Origin of the sequence: Streptomyces subrutilus (assembly GCF_008704535.1) — a bacterium.
GTDB lineage: Bacteria > Actinomycetota > Actinomycetes > Streptomycetales > Streptomycetaceae > Streptomyces > Streptomyces subrutilus.
This window is the reverse complement of sequence record NZ_CP023701.1, coordinates 6,147,918-6,162,831: the sequence shown is the minus strand read 5'-3', so window position 1 is coordinate 6,162,831 and position 14,914 is coordinate 6,147,918. Positions and strand designations below refer to the sequence as shown.

Annotated in this window: 17 protein-coding genes; 5 read left to right on the top strand and 12 right to left on the bottom strand. The window is 74.0% G+C overall.

Annotated features, from left to right (window positions below; all coding sequences use genetic code 11):
* Positions 1-62: 62 nt before the first annotated feature.
* Positions 63-503, bottom strand: coding sequence for an Lrp/AsnC family transcriptional regulator (locus tag CP968_RS27435; RefSeq protein WP_030011705.1), 441 nt, complete (start codon positions 501-503; stop codon positions 63-65).
* A 218-nt stretch (positions 504-721) separates the two neighbouring features.
* Here CP968_RS27435 and CP968_RS27430 point away from each other — a divergent pair, with 218 nt between their 5' ends.
* Entirely contained in the window at positions 722-1,177 is a 456-nt protein-coding gene (locus tag CP968_RS27430; protein ID WP_150520541.1) for a hypothetical protein, read from the top strand.
* 55 nt (positions 1,178-1,232) lie between these two features.
* Here the strand turns inward: CP968_RS27430 and CP968_RS27425 are convergent, their stop codons facing one another.
* Positions 1,233-2,324 carry a phosphotransferase family protein gene (locus tag CP968_RS27425; RefSeq protein ID WP_150520540.1) on the bottom strand — a complete coding sequence of 364 codons (1,092 nt, stop codon included), beginning with the start codon at positions 2,322-2,324 and terminating at the stop codon, positions 1,233-1,235.
* A 128-nt stretch (positions 2,325-2,452) separates the two neighbouring features.
* Entirely contained in the window at positions 2,453-3,586 is a 1,134-nt protein-coding gene (locus CP968_RS27420; RefSeq protein WP_150520539.1) for an Rv3169 family protein, read from the bottom strand.
* A 663-nt stretch (positions 3,587-4,249) separates the two neighbouring features.
* Here CP968_RS27420 and CP968_RS34215 point away from each other — a divergent pair.
* Positions 4,250-4,393 carry a hypothetical protein gene (locus CP968_RS34215; RefSeq protein ID WP_167536856.1) on the top strand — a complete coding sequence of 48 codons (144 nt, stop codon included), beginning with the start codon at positions 4,250-4,252 and terminating at the stop codon, positions 4,391-4,393.
* A 41-nt stretch (positions 4,394-4,434) separates the two neighbouring features.
* Here the strand turns inward: CP968_RS34215 and CP968_RS27415 are convergent, their stop codons facing one another.
* The gene (locus tag CP968_RS27415; RefSeq protein WP_150520538.1) at positions 4,435-5,607 is read right to left on the bottom strand and encodes an acyl-CoA dehydrogenase family protein; all 1,173 of its coding nucleotides are present in this window, start codon (positions 5,605-5,607) and stop codon (positions 4,435-4,437) included.
* A gap of 145 nt (positions 5,608-5,752) precedes the next feature.
* Complete coding sequence (locus CP968_RS27410; RefSeq protein WP_150520537.1) at positions 5,753-6,448, bottom strand: TetR/AcrR family transcriptional regulator; 696 nt, start codon at positions 6,446-6,448, stop codon at positions 5,753-5,755.
* A 108-nt stretch (positions 6,449-6,556) separates the two neighbouring features.
* Here CP968_RS27410 and CP968_RS27405 point away from each other — a divergent pair, with 108 nt between their 5' ends.
* Together CP968_RS27405 and CP968_RS27400 are read left to right on the top strand one after the other, a co-directional pair.
* Positions 6,557-7,177: a DUF6230 family protein gene (locus CP968_RS27405; protein ID WP_229886813.1), complete on the top strand. Its 621-nt coding sequence runs from the start codon at positions 6,557-6,559 to the stop codon at positions 7,175-7,177.
* A complete protein-coding gene (locus tag CP968_RS27400) occupies positions 7,168-8,124 on the top strand; it encodes a DUF6114 domain-containing protein (RefSeq protein WP_229886812.1) in 957 nt (318 codons plus the stop codon). The genes CP968_RS27405 and CP968_RS27400 overlap by 10 nt, the downstream gene beginning before the upstream one ends.
* A gap of 37 nt (positions 8,125-8,161) precedes the next feature.
* Here CP968_RS27400 and CP968_RS27395 read toward each other — a convergent pair whose 3' ends face one another.
* The 7 genes from CP968_RS27395 to CP968_RS27365 form a co-directional block, all read right to left on the bottom strand.
* Positions 8,162-8,938, bottom strand: coding sequence for a class I SAM-dependent methyltransferase (locus CP968_RS27395; RefSeq protein ID WP_150520536.1), 777 nt, complete (start codon positions 8,936-8,938; stop codon positions 8,162-8,164).
* A gap of 111 nt (positions 8,939-9,049) precedes the next feature.
* Positions 9,050-10,072, bottom strand: coding sequence for a transporter (locus CP968_RS27390; RefSeq protein ID WP_150520535.1), 1,023 nt, complete (start codon positions 10,070-10,072; stop codon positions 9,050-9,052).
* Entirely contained in the window at positions 10,069-10,986 is a 918-nt protein-coding gene (locus CP968_RS27385; RefSeq protein ID WP_150520534.1) for an ABC transporter ATP-binding protein, read from the bottom strand. The genes CP968_RS27390 and CP968_RS27385 overlap by 4 nt, the downstream gene beginning before the upstream one ends.
* Entirely contained in the window at positions 10,979-11,404 is a 426-nt protein-coding gene (locus tag CP968_RS27380) for a GntR family transcriptional regulator (protein WP_150520533.1), read from the bottom strand. The genes CP968_RS27385 and CP968_RS27380 overlap by 8 nt, the downstream gene beginning before the upstream one ends.
* 278 nt (positions 11,405-11,682) lie before the next feature.
* Positions 11,683-11,859: an SCO1431 family membrane protein gene (locus tag CP968_RS27375; protein WP_150520532.1), complete on the bottom strand. Its 177-nt coding sequence runs from the start codon at positions 11,857-11,859 to the stop codon at positions 11,683-11,685.
* Between the two features lie 158 nt (positions 11,860-12,017).
* Positions 12,018-12,461, bottom strand: coding sequence for an SPW repeat protein (locus CP968_RS27370; RefSeq protein WP_150520531.1), 444 nt, complete (start codon positions 12,459-12,461; stop codon positions 12,018-12,020).
* 92 nt (positions 12,462-12,553) lie between these two features.
* Positions 12,554-13,915, bottom strand: coding sequence for a peptidase C39 family protein (locus CP968_RS27365; protein WP_150520530.1), 1,362 nt, complete (start codon positions 13,913-13,915; stop codon positions 12,554-12,556).
* A gap of 153 nt (positions 13,916-14,068) precedes the next feature.
* On the opposite strand from CP968_RS27365, the gene CP968_RS27360 reads away from it, so the two are divergent.
* A complete protein-coding gene (locus tag CP968_RS27360) occupies positions 14,069-14,704 on the top strand; it encodes a uridine kinase family protein (RefSeq protein WP_150520529.1) in 636 nt (211 codons plus the stop codon).
* The last annotated feature ends 210 nt before the right edge of the window (positions 14,705-14,914 follow it).

The window sequence follows — 14,914 nt, the reverse complement described above, 5'->3', positions numbered from 1 at the left end:
CCCTTGACCGGGGTGGCCCCGCGGCGCGCCCGCGGGGCCGGAGGCGGCTGCGGGGCGGGGGGTCAGACGCGGGGCGGGCGGGCCTCGTAGGGGGTGGACAGGACGACCGTGGTACGCGTCGAGACGTGCGCGAGGGCGCGCAGCCGGCCCAGGAGGTCCTCCAGCTCCAGCGGGGTCGCCACGCGGACCTTGAGGATGTAGTTCTCGTCACCGGCGACGCTGTGGCACGCCTCGATCTCCGGGACGCCGGCCAGCCGGTCCGCGATGTCGTCCGGAGCGCTGGGGTCGAACGGCTTGACCGAGATGAAGGCCGTCAGGGGCAGGCCGACGGCCTCGGGGTCGACCACGGCGGCGTAGCCCCGGATCACCCCGCGCTGCTCCAGTCGGCGTACCCGCTGGTGGACCGCCGACGTGGACAGTCCGGTGGCCTTGCCCAGGTCCGTGTAGCTCATCCGCCCGTCCCGCACGAGCAGATCCACGATCTGGCGGTCCAGCTCCTCCATTGCGCTCATAGCCGCTCAACCTAAGGCCCAAGGGCGCTCCAGGCACAGTGCTGTCCGCCCACTGGAGGCATCTGCGCCGGGCATGTGACGAAGGCCACAACGCTACGGAGGCGTACGGCGGCCCGTTGCGGTTACTCGTGCCGCGCGACGGGAAGTGCTTGCTGTGGCCGTGGCCGAAGAACCTCGCCCGCCCGGCCCACCCAAGGGGGAGTACATCCATGCAGAACACCAAGCGCACCGGTCGCACCGAACCGGAGCCCCTGGAACCGCTCGAATCCGGGGACCCCGGGTACCCCGAGTGGGCCGAGAACCTCGAAGACGAGGGCTTCGACATCCACCACGCGATCTGCCCCGACTGCAGCCAGGCGATCGCCCTCGTCGCCGACGAGGAGTACCTGCCGCAGCACGCCCTCTGCCTGACCCCGTGGAACCCCTTTGGGCTCACGGTGTGCGCGGGCACCGGGCGGCCGGCCTCCGACGCGCTGCCCACCGTCGGCGCCGCGCAGCCCGGGGAGCCGCAGGAGCTGGAGGCGGTCGTCCTGCTGACGCTGCCCCAGGGACTGGACTGGCGGACCCAGCCGTTCTCGCACGTCGGCGGCCCGGGCTCGCGTCCGGTCCGGTTCGTGCGCCCCGCGGTGCCGCAGACCCGCCAGCAGCACGCGCAGGCCGCCTGACCGACTGGCCGACTGGCCGACTGGCCGACTGGCCGACTGGCCGACTGCGGGACCCCTACCAGTACGCGCCCTGCACCATGGCCTCCAGGCTGGCGTGGTGCAGGATCAGGCCGTCCGGGTCCGCGGGGACCTCGACCTCGCCGAAGTGCGCCTGCCGGTAGGCGATGCGCAGCATCACGATGCCGTGCCGCAGCGCCGCGTAGAGGGTGTGGAACTCCATGTCCCGCGGGGTGTGGCCGGTGAGCGCGGCGTACTGCCGCTCGATGTCCGCACGGCGCAGGAAGTCCGGCAGGCCGGCCTGGCCGAAGCCGACCGTGAGGTCCTGGAAGAAGCGGTGGAGGTAGACGGTCCAGCCGAGGTCCACCTCGCGCGGGGCGTACGCCGCCATCTCCCAGTCCAGCACGGCCACCGGCGTGAACCCGTCGTAGACGACGTTGCCGATGCGGGCGTCCCCCCAGTTGAGGACGGCCGCCCCCTCGTCGGCCGGCCACAGCTCCTCCAGCCGCGCGAACGCCCGCTCGATCAGCGGCGAGGGCGCCAGCCCCTCCACCACCCACGCGTAGTAGGCGCGTTGGGCGTCGACGTGACGGCGCAGCGGCGTGCCCTCCCCCGGCGGCAGCAGGAACTCCGCCTCCCCCGCCGGGACCTGGTCGTGGAGCCGCGCCACCAGGGCGACGCTCGCCTCCTGGAGCCCGGCGCGCTCGGCGTCGGTGGCGGCGTGCAGCCAGTTGCCCTCGTAGGTGTAGGGCATCACGTCGGGCGGGACCCGGCCCTCTGCCCGGGCCATCACGAAGAACGGCGCCCCGAGCGGCTCCGGATCCTCCTCCAGCCACTGCACCCGGGGGACGGGCAGGTCGGTGCGGCGGGCGACCAGGCTCATCACGCGGTGCTGGCGCGCCATGTCGTAGGTGGGGAAGACGGTGTAGGCGGCCGGGTCGGCGGCGAGCCGCAGCGCGCAGGCGCGGAGGGGGGTGTCCGGGTGCTCGATGTCGAAGAGCAGCGTCTCGCTGGACATGCCGTTCGAGCCGGGGACGCGGACGCCGGTGACCCGCGCGCCGGGCAGCCGGGCGTCCAGCCAGCCGGCCAGGCGCCTGCCCAGCTCCTCGGGCTCTCGGGTGGAGGTGCGCGGGCGCGGTGCGGTGGCCATGGGTGCCCTTCCTCTGACTCTGACGGTTCCGGCCGGACCGGCTGACCGGGGTGGACCTCCTGCTATCGCCCGCCGGGGAGCGTCGTCGACGTCGTGTCGCCGGCCGGACAGGACGTCGACGACACGGCCTAGGGGGCGACGGAGGAGTAGTCGGCGAAGCCGCTCGGGTCGTGGCGGCCGAAGCTGCCGTGCTCGAAGATCCCGTGGCCCACCCGGCCGTCGAGGGTGAACCGGGCCGAGTGGTCGGTGACGCCGTACGCGGCCATGGGATGGGCGGCCGGGTCCGAGAGGTCGTAGACCCGGCGGTCGGTCCAGCCGCGGCCCTGCCAGGTGCCGTGCTGCCAGTCGGTGGCGGGCGGGTAGCCGGCGCCGACGGCGAGCGGCGAGGAGTTGAGGATCTCCACGCCGAGTTCGAGGGGCTTGCGGGCGGGGTCCGTGAGGTGGACGACCGCGCTGACCGGGTGCCGGCTGCCGGACCGGTAGCGGATGTCGGTGTGCGGCCAGCCGAGCTGGACGTCGCGGCGGCCGCTGTCCTCGGGGAAGACCTGCACGGCCTCGTTGAGGGTGCGGTGACCGTCGGCGTCCTCCTGCGCGACGACCACGACGAACCGGTCCTCGAAACGAACGGGTATCCAGAGCCAGTGGAAACCCTCGGGCCGGTACTCCTCGGCCGCCCGCGCACCGTCCTCCCCCGGGATCGGCCGCACGCCCCAACTCCGGTCCCGGGTGCCGGTCCACTCCCCCGGGTCCAGCCTGAACTCCTCCCCCTTGGCCCGGATGGTGCCGCCGACGCCGCCCGCCTGCACGAACCGGCGGCCCTCCAGCATGAGGCGGTCACCGCGCCGCTGGACGTGGTGCGGCTCCCAGACGGCGGGGAACCCGGCCGTCCAGGTCACGTCGTACGACAGCCCGTCCGGATCCCCGGGATCGGCGGCGCAGCGCAGGGTGAGCTGCCTGAGCGGGGCGTCGACGGTGATGGACAGGGGGCCGACGGAGAGGTTCATCCGGTCGTCGGTGAGCGCGTCGGAGGCCCGCACCGCGAGGAGTTCGTCACCGATGCGCAGGGTGGCGTAGGCGTCGATCACCCCGGCGTTGGGATACACCCCGAGGCCGAGGATGAGCACGAACCTCCCGGCGTGGTCGAAGACGTGGAAGATGCAGCGGTCGTACGCATTGCGGTCACCGCTGACCAGGTGCTTCATCGACAACGGCGCCTGATGGATCGGGTATTCGTCGAGCGCAACGGGCCGGTCGACGGACATGGCGGACCTCCTGGGCGTGGGGCGGGACCGGGCAGGACCGGGGTGCGGGTTGTGCGGGCTCCTGGGTCCGGGTCTGGGGGCTGGCGCTTATATGACGGTACGTCAGAGAACTCGGACAGGGCCATACTTGTGGCACTTTCTGACAGGGCGGCACGGAGTGGCGGGGCGGGAGTGCGGGAGCGGCGGTGCGCTCGGACGGGGGTGGGAGGGGTGCCGTCAGTCGCGTCGTCTCCCCCTGTTGCGCCGGTCCTCAAGAGCGCTCCCTGCGGTCGCGTCGCCTCGCGACGGCCTTCGGCCACCCGTGACCGACCGTCTCGCCCGGCGCACCACCGACCCCACGACCCCCGCCCCACCCCTCGAACGCATCCCCGCCCCCCGCCGCCGTTACCGGCGTCCGGCGCGTTGCGTTGGGTCGGCATGAGCACGGTTGAGACATCCACGCCGAGAGTGGGACGGCGTCGGCGGCCGGCGGTGGTCGGCCATGACGAATCGGTTCAGCAAGGCCCCGGGCGAGGCTTCATGCCCGCACCCACATCCCCACCCGCATCAGCGCCCCCACCCACACCGGCACCCCCACACCCACCCGGCCAGGCCCACGGCCAGCCGACCGGCCAGGCCCCCCGGCAGGTCACGCAGGCGCAGTCCCGGCACGGGTTTCGGCAGGTGCAGGCCGATCCGCCCATCTACACTGCGCTGGTCGCCCGCTGGTCCGAGGACGGGCGGACCGTGCCGGGGCGGCGGGACGCCGAGTGGGCGCGGATCGTCGCCTCGCCGATCTGGCCCAGCGGGCCGCTCTTCGGCGGCTGACGCGGCTCTGGGCGCCGGGTCAGCGGGTCTCGGGCGCCGGGTCAGCGGGTCTCGGGGCCGGCGAGGTGGCGGGCGATGACCATGCGCTGGATCTGGTTGGTGCCCTCGACGATCTGGAGCACCTTCGCCTCGCGCATCAGCCGCTCCACCGGGAAGTCCGCCGTGTAGCCGTATCCGCCGAGGACCTGGACGGCGTCGGTGGTGACGGACATCGCCGCGTCGGTGCAGAACAGCTTGGCCATCGCGGCCTGGCGGGAGAACGGCTTGCCCGCGTCGCGCAGGCGTGCGGCCGCGAGGTAGAGGGACCGGCCCGCCTCGATCTTGGTGGCCATGTCGGCCAGCATGAACCGCAGCCCCTGGAAGTCCGCGATGGGGTGTCCGAACTGCTTGCGGTCGAGGGCGTACGCGACCGCCTCGTCCAGTGCGGCCTGGGCGACGCCGATGGCGCAGGCCGCGATGCCCAGCCGTCCCGCGTCCAGGGCGGCGAGGGCGATGGTGAAGCCCTGGCCCTCGTCGCCGATGCGGCGGGTGTCCGGCACCCGTACGCCGTCGAAGTGGAGCTGGGCGGTGGGCGAGCCCTTCATGCCCATCTTCTTCTCCGGCACGGCCGCGCTCAGGCCCGGGGCGTCCCCGGGGACGAGGAAGGCGGTGATGCCCTTGGGGCCCGGGGCGCCGGTGCGGGCGAGGACGGTGTAGAAGTCGGCGACTCCGCCGTGGGTGATCCAGGCCTTGGTGCCGGTGATGGTCCAGTCGTCGCCGTCGCGCACGGCCTTCGTGCTCAGTGCGGCGGCGTCGGAGCCGGCGGCCGGCTCGGAGAGGCAGTAGGCGCCGAGGAGGCCGCCGCCGAGCATCGCGGGCAGGTGGGAGCCCTGCTGTTCCTTGCTGCCGTAGCCGGCGAGGCCGTGGCAGGCCAGGGAGTGGACGCTGACGCCGAGGCCGACGGTCAGCCGGGCCGCGGCCAGCTCTTCCAGGACCTGGAGGTAGACCTCGTACGGCTGCTCGCCGCCGCCGAACTCCCCCGCGTACGGGAGGCCGAGCAGTCCGGCCTCGGAGAGCAGGGTGAAGACCTCGCGGGGGAAGCGGCCGGCTTCCTCCTCCTCGGCGGCCCGCGGGCGGATCTCCCGCTGGGCGATCTCGCGTACGAGCGCGAGGAGGTCCCGGGACTCCTCGGTGGGCAGCTGACGGTCCACCGGCTGCGGGGCGCGGTCGGTCATGGCGGCGCTCTCCTCCCTCGTCGGGCACGGCGGCGACGCGCGAGGTGTGGGACGCGGCGCCGGGTCTCGGTGCTCACGGCCGATGCTGCCCTCCCGGATCACGGGAAGGCGGCTTCAGTGGCCGCGGCGCGTTGAGTATGCCCGATCAGGGGCTTCCCGTCACCGGTACAAGATCGGCCTGCGGTCCGGCCGGTTCCGGCGGGGCGGGCGGAGCGGGGCACTCCGGGACGAACTCCCCGATCACGGTCAGGGTGGCGCGCAGCTGGCGCACGAGGAGGGCGGCGAGCTCGGTGCGGCCGGGCTGGGCGGCCGGGTCGCGGGCGAGGCCGCCGATCCACTCCAGGGTGGTCCCCTCGACCGCGGAGAGCCAGCCGACGAGGGCGAGCCGGGCGATCACGGGGAGGGTGCGGCGGCCGTAGGCGCCCTCGGCGATGGTGGCGACCAGTTCCTCGCGGACGGCGTCGCGGATGGCGAGGACCTCGGCGTCGGAGCCGACGCCGCCGGTGACGATGGTGCGGTAGGCGGCGCGGTGGTGTTCGGCGTAGTGGAGGTAGCCCTCGACGGTGCGGTGGACGCGTTCGGCGTCGGGGAGGTCGCTGTCGCCGCCGGCGCGGGCGACGAGTTCGGCGACGGAGTCCTCGACGATGGCCAGGTAGTAGCCGCGCTTGCTCGTGAAGTAGTAGTAGATGAGGCCCTTGGCGACGCCCGCGTGCTGGGCGATGTCGTCCATGGAGAGCGCGTCGTAGGGGGTATCGGCGAACAACTTCCGCCCGGTCGCTATGAGTTCGGCCCGCCGAACCTGCGAACGCCCGGTCTTTCCGCGCTGTTGACTATTATTCAAATTGAGCCCTAGCCTCGAACTGCCACAGGATGCCCGCAGTATCGCAGTCCTGCGTGCCGAGCTCCGTCGCACTTCCCCCGCGCACCTGACGACGTACGGGAGGAACACATGGGTACCGCACGGAACACCGCCGGCCCCGCCGAGGGCCGGGTCGACTGGAAGAGGACCGCCGCCGTCGCGGTGCCCGCGCTGCTCGCGGTCGGGGCGCTGGCCCTGGTCGTGGCGCAGGGCGCGCTGGCCGCCTCCTTCGCCGTCTCGGGCACCGCTTTCCAGGTCTCCTCGTCCAAGCTGAGCAGCAAGGGCCTGGCCTCGTACGTGCAGACGGACCGCTCCGTCGACGGCACGGGGCATCCGGTCGCGCTGCTGGGCATCGGCGAGGCCACGCTCACCGACATCTGCCAGTCCGCCGAGGTCGGCACCCCACTCGGCACGGTGGTCTTCAAGCTGACGGCCGGCGGGCCGGCCGGGCCGGTCACCGCGAGCAGGCTGGTGATCGACGGGGAGGACCTCCGGGGCGACGCCGTCTTCGGCACCGCCCAGATCGGCCGGGACGCCTCGACGCTGGACCAGGTCGAGGGGGTGCGGGGCGAGCCGGGCCGGTTCGGGCTCCAGGCCGGGGACATCGAGGTGACGGGCGTGAAGTCGCACGCCTGGTCCGCGACCGGCGGGAACTTCCGGCTCAAGGGCATGAAGCTGAGCGTCGGCCTGGGCGGCGAGAAGTGCTTCTAGGGCTCCGGTCGGCCCCGCACGGGTGGCTGGAGCGGCGGCTGCCGCTGCCGGAGCAGCGGCGGCGGCTGCGCGCCTGGCGCCGGACCCGGCCGTTCTGGGGCGGGCTGCTGGTGCTGCTGGGCGGGGCCGAGCTGCTGCTGGTGCCGCTCTCGCCGCTGACGGTGCTGGTCAGCCTGGGCCTGGGCGGGATCGCGGCGGTCGGCATCGGCGTCGCGCTGGTCCTGGCCGGTCTGTTCCTGTGGTTCCTGCCGCAGGCCCGGGCGTACGTCTCGCTGCACGCCCTGCTGCTGTCGGTGCTGTCGTTCGTGGCGACCAACCTGGGCGGGTTCCTGGTGGGGATGCTGCTCGGCGTCGCGGGGAGCGCGCTGGCCTTCGGCTGGACCCCGCTGCCCGGCCCGCCGGCGGGCGCGGACGAGGAGGGCCCGTACGTGCGCAGGCCCGACGGCGGGACGCGGACACCGGCCGCCGTGCTGCCGGTGGTGCTGCTGGCGGCCCTGGTGGCGGGCGCGCCGCCGGCCCGGGCGGAGCCGGCGGGGGCGCCGGTGGCCGCGCGGACCCCGCCGACCGTCACCACCTCGCTCTTCGCCCCGCAGGGCTTCGCGCTGGCGGGGGTCGCCCGGGTGCGGACGGCGGACGGGCCGGTGAAGGTGCTGGTGCTGAAGATGCGGGCGGCCTCGCTGCGCGACTACCGGCTGCGCACCCGCGACGGCGCCGGCGAGTACGGGCTGGCCGCCGCCTCGCTCGAACTGCGGGGCGACGTCACCCTGTACCTGACCCGGTTCAGCGGCTGCATCGAGGGCCTGCTGTGCGTCACCTTCAGCCCCGACGGGCTGCCCGCTCCCCCGGTCATCCCGCCGTTCGTGTTCATGACCCGGGTGACCGCGGAGCAGGCCCTGGTCACCTCCGACGTGATCGAGACCGACGGGCTGCGCCTGGACGCCTCGTGACGACGGGGCGGGCGGGGCGGGCGTCCGGGGCAGGACGTCAGCAGGCGCTGACGCGGATCTTGGACTGGCCGTGGCCGAGGAGTTCCCAGTCGTCCATGAAGCGGGCGGTGAGTCCGTGCCGGGCGGCGAGGTCCACGAGGGTCTGGGTGCGGTAGTAGAAGTCCTCGCGGAGCACCTGGTGCTCCGCGCCCTCGGTGCGGTCGAAGGTGAAGTCGAACCAGCCGCCGGGCGTCAGGACGCGCTCCACGTGGGCGAGGCACTCGTCGATGATCTCGATGGGCGAGTGGGAGAAGACGCTGTGCGCGTGGACCACGTCGAAGTGGTGGTCGGGGAGGAAGTCCAGGGTGAGGTCCTGGGTGATGGTCAGGTGCGGCAGTTTCGGCTGGAGGCCCTGCCGGGTGAGGGTCTCCTTCGCGGCGATGAGGATGTCGGGCGAGATGTCGATGCCGTAGTAGTGGCCGGCGTCGAGGTGTTCGATGAACCGCCAGCCGGCCCGCAGGTTGCCGCAGCCTATGTCGAGCATGCGGTGGCCGGGTGTGAGGCCGTGCCCGACGAGGTAGTCGAACTGCATCTTGCCGAGGGCCAGCCACCGGTCGTGGGTCTGGCTGCCGACGGCCGCCTCGGGGTTGCGGCCGGTGTCGGAGGCCATCACGGCGCGGTAGTAGCCGACGTGGTCGGGGTGCTTGTGGCGCAGCCAGGTGTCGCGGGCGGCGCGCTTGACGTACGGGGCGATGCGGGTCGGGTTGCTCAGTGCGTAGCGGACCTTGTGGGCGACGCTGGTGCGGTCGGCTTGCAGGTTCTTCTTCGTGGCCATGAGAGGTCCCCCTGTGGGCGTGTGGGCGTACGGGCTCGCGGGCCGTACGGGGCGTGAGGATGTGCGGGGTCGCGGCCCGCGGGCCCGTCCGCGGCGGGCGTACGGGTACGGTCAGACGCCCGCGGTCCGGGGCGCGGCGGTCGGGGCGGTGGCGTCGGCGGCGGGGCCGGCGGTGGTGGCGCGGCTCTTGGCGGGGCCGCGCAGCACGAAGAGCACGAGTGCGATCAGGGCCGCGGCGACGCCGAGGTAGAGCACGGTCTCGATCCACTGGAAGACCCAGAAGTCACTGCTGGGGTAGACCTTGTGGTAGCGGGCGACGAAGCCGTTCTCGGCCATGCACTGCCGCAGCGGGTCGCCGGAGGTCTGGCAGTACTGGGAGATGGGGTACTCCCGCCCGTCGGGCGTCAGGTAGCCGAACTCCCACGACCAGGCGCTGCCGACCCGTGTCTTGGGGACCATGCCGGGCGTGACGCGCCGTTCGGGTTCGACCCAGCTCCGCCGGAAGTAGGTGGTGAAGACGGCGACGGTGCCCACGGCGGCGACGGTCACGGCCATGGCGGGCAGGACCCGGCGCACGAGCAGGCCGGCGGCGGTGCCGATGGTGAGGCCGAGCAGGGTGCAGGCCACGGAGGCGGGGCCGGTGGCGTTGTAGATGGCGACGTCGTGCCAGTAGAGGCCGTCGAGCGTGTTGGAGACGGGCGCCCACCACCAGGCCACGAGGGCGGCGATGACCGTGGAGACGGCCACGGCGGACAGGGCGGCGAGGCCGAAGCGCGCGGCGAACCAGCTGCGGGCGCCGATGCCCTGGGTGAGGGCCAGCTTGTCGGTGCCGTTCTCGATCTCGCGGCCGAGGAGCGGTGCGCCCCAGAAGACTCCGACGAGGGCGGGGAGGGCGAAGCCGACGAGGCCCAGGGCGCGGATGGAGCCGGTGCTGCCGTCGAGCACCATGAAGCTTCCGAGGCTCTCGCAGCCGCCGTTCCATCCCTTGCAGGGGACGAAGTCGTAGGTGTCGATCAGCGTCATCATCTCGGAGCGCATGTGCACGACCCAGGCCGTGCAGGCGGCGAGGAGCACGGCGCAGACGAGGATCATGGAGCGCTGCTGGCGCCAGGCCAGCCAGAGGGCGCCGGTCATGCGGCTGCCTCCGTACGGTCGGGGCGCGGGGCGCGCAGGTGTGCGAGGAGCAGGGCTTCGAGGGAGGGGGTCTCGCTGATCCAGCGCGCGTCGGCGGCGGGGGCGGCGGGGCCGGGCGTGGTGCGGACCAGGGCGGTGACCTGGCGGCCGGCGGTGGCCGCGTGGACGACGGTCGAGCGGTCGAAGGCGTGCGGCAGTCCGTCGGTCTCGATGGGGTCGGCGCGTCCGGTGAGCAGGGTGTGGGCCTCGCGGAGCTCCTCGGTGTCGCCGGCGAGCCGGACCGCTCCGTCCTTGAGGAGGAGGACGTGGTCGCAGACGTCTTCCAGTTCGGCCAGGACGTGCGAGGACATGACGATGCCGACGCCGCGTTCGGCGGCCTCGTGCATGAGCAGGCCGGTGATCTCGTGGCGGGCGACCGGGTCGAGGTCGGCCAGCGGCTCGTCGAGCAGGAGGAGTTCGGCGCGCTTGCCGAGGGCGAGGGCCAGGGCGACGCGGGTGCGGTTCCCGCCGGAGAGGCTTCCGATGCGCGCGGTGAGGGGTACGCCGCCGGCCCGGACGAGGCGTTCGGCCAGGTCCTGGTCCCAGCGGCGGTTGAGCTTGCGGCCCAGGCGCAGGGTGTCGGCGACGGTGAACCGGGGGTGCAGGGGCCGCTCCTGCGCGAGGAAGGCGATGGCTTCGCGCGCCTCGCGGGTGCCGGGGACGCGGCCGTGGACGCGCAGCTGGCCGGTGGTGGGGCGCAGCAGTCCGGCGGCGAGCTGGAGCAGGGTGCTCTTGCCGGCGCCGTTGGGGCCGACGAGTGCGGTGACGCGGCCGGCGGGCAGGTCCACGTCGCATCCGCGCAGGGCCCAGCGGCCGCGGAACTCCCTTCCGAGCCGCGTCGCTCGCAGTGCCGTGGCGGCGGTCGGGTCACTCACGTGGGGTCCTCTCTGACGGGGGGCCCGGTGGGGGTCCGGGCGCGTTGAAGCTGTCGTCCACGACGGCGGCGATGAGGGCGGTGACGTCCTCGCGTTCCAGTCCCGCCGCGCGCGCCTGTGCCATCCAGTCCGCCAGGGCGAGGCCCAGGGGCGAGTCGGCGGCGGCCTCGGGCCGGGAGAGGGAGCGGCGTACGAAGGTGCCGGCGCCCGGGCGCGGTTCGACGAGCCCCTCCCGCTCCAGTTCGCGGTAGGCCTTGAGCACGGTGTTGGGGTTGATCGCGGTGGCCGCGACCACTTCCCGGGCCGTGGGCAGCCGGTCTCCCGGTTCCAGGACGCCCAGGCGCAGGGCCTGCTTCACCTGGGTGACGAGCTGCAGGTAGGTGGCGACGCCGCTGCGCCGGTCGACGCGGAACTCCATGTCCTCCACCTCATTCCACTAACTGGTTAGTGGAATAGTGCAGATTCGATCACCCGACGTCAAACGGGCCCCGTCGCGGGGCATGCGGAACGGCCGGACGCGGGAGTGCGGCCGGCCGTTCGGTACGGGCTGCGGGGAGGGGGTTGGCGGGGGACGGTGCGGGAGCGCGTCCGCCCCTGGCGGAGGCGTGGTCACGCAGGTCGAGTGTGCGGGTGCGCACGTACGGGCGGGTGGTCGGGGGTGCGGGTCGGCCGGCCGTCAGGGTCGGCCGGCCGGGGTCACATCCAGCCGACCTGGGTCACGAACATGGCGACGACCACCACGAGTGTCCAGCCGGCCACGTGCTCCAGCCAGGTCGAACCCTCACCGGGGCCGTCGGTGCCGACGGCGCCGCCGGCTCGGACGCGGTCCGCGGACCGGGCGGTCGGCGGGGCGGAGGCACTGGTGGCGGTCATGCCGTCCCCTGTGCCAGCGTTCGCGGTATTTGCGGAAGAGACGATCGTCACGGGTGGAGCGCGTCACGCCCCGCCGGGCCCCGGTCTGCGCGGCCGGGGTCCGGCGGGGCTCCGCCGGCCGGGTCGGAGCGGCGCCGACGAGCGGGCGGCCGGAGCGGTCAGCGGCGCGGCTCGCGGACGGTGCGGTTGTCGCGGCCGGCCATCATCGCCATCGCGAGGCCGAGGCACAGGGCGACGGCTCCGGTGATGACGTTGTTCAGCACCGTGCGCGGGAAGTCCATCGGCCCGGCGATGACCCACGGGGCGACGATCGTCCAGGCGCCGAGGACGACCGCCGTCCACGCCATCGCGTGGGTGCGCTCGTACGCGGAGCCCAGGCCGCCCATGCACAGGCAGAAGGCCACGCCGGTGATCAGGTTGTTGACCGCGAGCGGGGTGAGGACGCTGAACCCGGCGATCCACGGCGAGGCCGCCAGGTACAGGCCCGTGATCAGGGCGAGGGCCTCGACCGCCTGCGCGGCGGGCGTACTGGTCACCCGCTCGAAGCGCGTGCGCATTTCGGCGAGGTCGGGGTGGTGCTCGATGTTGGGGTGGGTGGTCATGGCCGGTCCGCCTCCTACGCGAAGCCTTTAGCCTTTATGTGCCATTTACTCCATTATGCTGCGCTTATCCGTGCCCCCGGTCAAGGGAGGGGTCAGAGGATTCCGACCGCCCGGAGGGCCGCGGTCCGCGCCGGACCGGGCGCGGCCGGACCGTAGACGTACGCGATGCCCCCGGTGCCCGACACGACCTTGCCCGCGGCGTTGTGACGCTTGGTCCGCAGCCAGACGTTCTCCCACTCCCGGCGCCGGTACACGCGGCGCACGGACGGGTTGTCGGGCGAGTGCGGGTCGTTGGCGACCACGTCCCCGGCCGCCGTGAACCCGACGACGGTCATCAGGTGGCCGGCGGTGCCGTACCCCGCCCCGGTCAGCTCGCCGGGCAGGAAGGACTGGGAGGTGATCACCGGGAGGCCGGCCCGGACCAGGGTCTCCAGGTCGGCGAGGGACCCCAGGCGGGTGACCACGCCCGCGAGCCCGCGGTAGGTGGCGGCGTAGGCCGCGTTGAACGGCCAGTTCCCGCAACCCTTGTACGCGGCGTCGTAGGTGGAGCGGGCGGCGTGGCAGACCTGGGGGTCCGCGTAGGCCGGGTCCACCCAGGAGAGCGCGGAGGCGCTCGCCCGGCCGCCCCAGAACTCCACGGTCATCTGGGAGGAGGTGGGGCTGCACCAGGCCTCGCCGCCGTTGTCGTACTCGGGGTACTGGCCGGAGTGGGTCTCCTGCGAGTAGCGCGGGACCTTCAGCTCGTGCGCCGCGCCCGAGGGCGCGCAGGCGGGCACGGTGAAGCGGTCCGGGACGTCGGAGGCCATGGCGCCGGCCAGCCAGACGGTGGGGCCGCCGTCGCTGCCGGGCCTGCGGTGCAGGGTCAGCCGCAGCCGCCACTCGGCGATGCGCAGCCCGCCGGCGGGGGCGTCGACGGCCAGGGTGTCGGTCCAGACCGTGGAGCGCCCGTCGGTCTGGCCGTCCACCGAGGTGCGGCGGATGTCCCGGTCGCCGGAGGCCCAGTTGCCCATGGTGTACCAGGGGGTGGAGGTGCCGTCGGTGTAGGTGCCGCGCAGCTCGATCCTGATCCAGGTGCCTGCGGGGGTACGGGCGTTCCAGGAGGCGATGGCCTCGGTGGCGGGCACGGTCGAGCGGTGCACCGGGGAGGTCCAGGTGGCGTACTCCCAGACGGACGTGCGCCCGGTGTGCGGGTCGGCGTACTCGGTGCGGCCGGCCGGGACGGCGATCTCCAGGCCGGGGCGGGCGCCGCGGACGGCGGTGGTGCCCTGGTGGATGCCGGCCAGCCAGTGCTCGTGGGCGTACCAGAACCGGTTGTCGGCGGTGCGGCCCGGCCCCCTGGGGGCCGGAGCGGCGGAGGCCGGGGACCCGCCGCCGTAGGCGCCGGCGGTGGTGGCCGCGGTGGCGACCGCGAGTGCGGCGACGAGTACGGCCCGGCGCGGTGTGGGTGCGGTCATCGCGGGTTCCCCCAGGGGTGGTCGGTCTGCGGTGGCTCCACCCTTCCAGTTCCCGGTGCCGGCGCCGCGAAGCCGCGTCCCGTGTCGGGGAGGACGACCGGTCCGGCCCCACCCGGGAACCGCCCCGGCCGGGGGCGACCGTAGGCTGGCGGTGTGGAGCCACACCGGTCACTTGAGTCACTCGCGCGGGAGCTCGCCGCGGCGCCGCCCTCCCTCGGCCCGGTGCGGCTCGTGGCGGTCGACGGGCACGCCGGCTCCGGCAAGAGCACCTTCGCCGGGCTGCTGGCCGCGGCGCTGGGCGGAGCGCCGGTGCTCCACCTGGACGATGTCGCCACCCACGAGGAGCTGTTCGCGTGGCAGGACCGGCTGCGCGCGCAGGTGCTGGAGCCGCTCGCGGCGGGCCGGGCGGCGCGGTGGACCCCGTACGACTGGGTCGCGCGGGAGTTCGGCCCGCCGCGCGTGCTGGAGCCCGCACCGGTGGTCCTGGTGGAGGGGGTCGGAGCGGGGCGGCGGGCGCTGCGCCCGTGTCTGGCGCGGCTGCTGTGGATGGAGACGCCGCGTGCCGCGTCCTGGGGGCGCGGCAGGCTCCGTGACGGGGGTGAACTCTCCGCCTTCTGGGACGGGTGGGAGCGCGCGGAGCGCGCGCACTTCTCCCACGACCCTTCGCGCCCCTACGCCGACACCCTGGTACACCAGAGCGGTACGGGATACGAGTGGACTTCCGGGGCGGGTGCGACCGCAGGAACGACGGGTTCCCTCACCGAGGGTGACGACCTCCCCCGGGCCTGAGGCGCCCCCTGATCCCCGCTCCCGCCGAGGCGCCGGCGGCCACCTTGACCCGGGGCCCGCGGCGGCCTTACGTTCTCAGCGCGGGGCCTTCACCGGCCACCGCGGACACGGAGCCCCCGGTCGTTCCCCCGTGACCGGGGGCTTCGCTCCGCCCCGCGCGGACCCGCGCCGCGCCGCCGTGCGCGGCGTACCCGCCCCGATCATCACCCT

What these genes read in the sequence shown, in the direction of transcription:
- CP968_RS27380 (WP_150520533.1), bottom strand. Translation starts at nt 11,404, where the DNA reads ATGGAGTTCCGCGTCGACCGGCGCAGCGGCGTCGCCACCTACCTGCAG.
- CP968_RS27405 (WP_229886813.1), top strand. Translation starts at nt 6,557, where the DNA reads ATGGGTACCGCACGGAACACCGCCGGCCCCGCCGAGGGCCGGGTCGAC.
- CP968_RS27370 (WP_150520531.1), bottom strand. Translation starts at nt 12,461, where the DNA reads ATGACCACCCACCCCAACATCGAGCACCACCCCGACCTCGCCGAAATG.
- CP968_RS27365 (WP_150520530.1), bottom strand. Translation starts at nt 13,915, where the DNA reads ATGACCGCACCCACACCGCGCCGGGCCGTACTCGTCGCCGCACTCGCG.
- CP968_RS27375 (WP_150520532.1), bottom strand. Translation starts at nt 11,859, where the DNA reads ATGACCGCCACCAGTGCCTCCGCCCCGCCGACCGCCCGGTCCGCGGAC.
- CP968_RS27430 (WP_150520541.1), top strand. Translation starts at nt 722, where the DNA reads ATGCAGAACACCAAGCGCACCGGTCGCACCGAACCGGAGCCCCTGGAA.
- CP968_RS27420 (WP_150520539.1), bottom strand. Translation starts at nt 3,586, where the DNA reads ATGTCCGTCGACCGGCCCGTTGCGCTCGACGAATACCCGATCCATCAG.
- CP968_RS27390 (WP_150520535.1), bottom strand. Translation starts at nt 10,072, where the DNA reads ATGACCGGCGCCCTCTGGCTGGCCTGGCGCCAGCAGCGCTCCATGATC.
- CP968_RS27395 (WP_150520536.1), bottom strand. Translation starts at nt 8,938, where the DNA reads ATGGCCACGAAGAAGAACCTGCAAGCCGACCGCACCAGCGTCGCCCAC.
- CP968_RS27435 (WP_030011705.1), bottom strand. Translation starts at nt 503, where the DNA reads ATGGAGGAGCTGGACCGCCAGATCGTGGATCTGCTCGTGCGGGACGGG.
- CP968_RS27425 (WP_150520540.1), bottom strand. Translation starts at nt 2,324, where the DNA reads ATGGCCACCGCACCGCGCCCGCGCACCTCCACCCGAGAGCCCGAGGAG.
- CP968_RS27415 (WP_150520538.1), bottom strand. Translation starts at nt 5,607, where the DNA reads ATGACCGACCGCGCCCCGCAGCCGGTGGACCGTCAGCTGCCCACCGAG.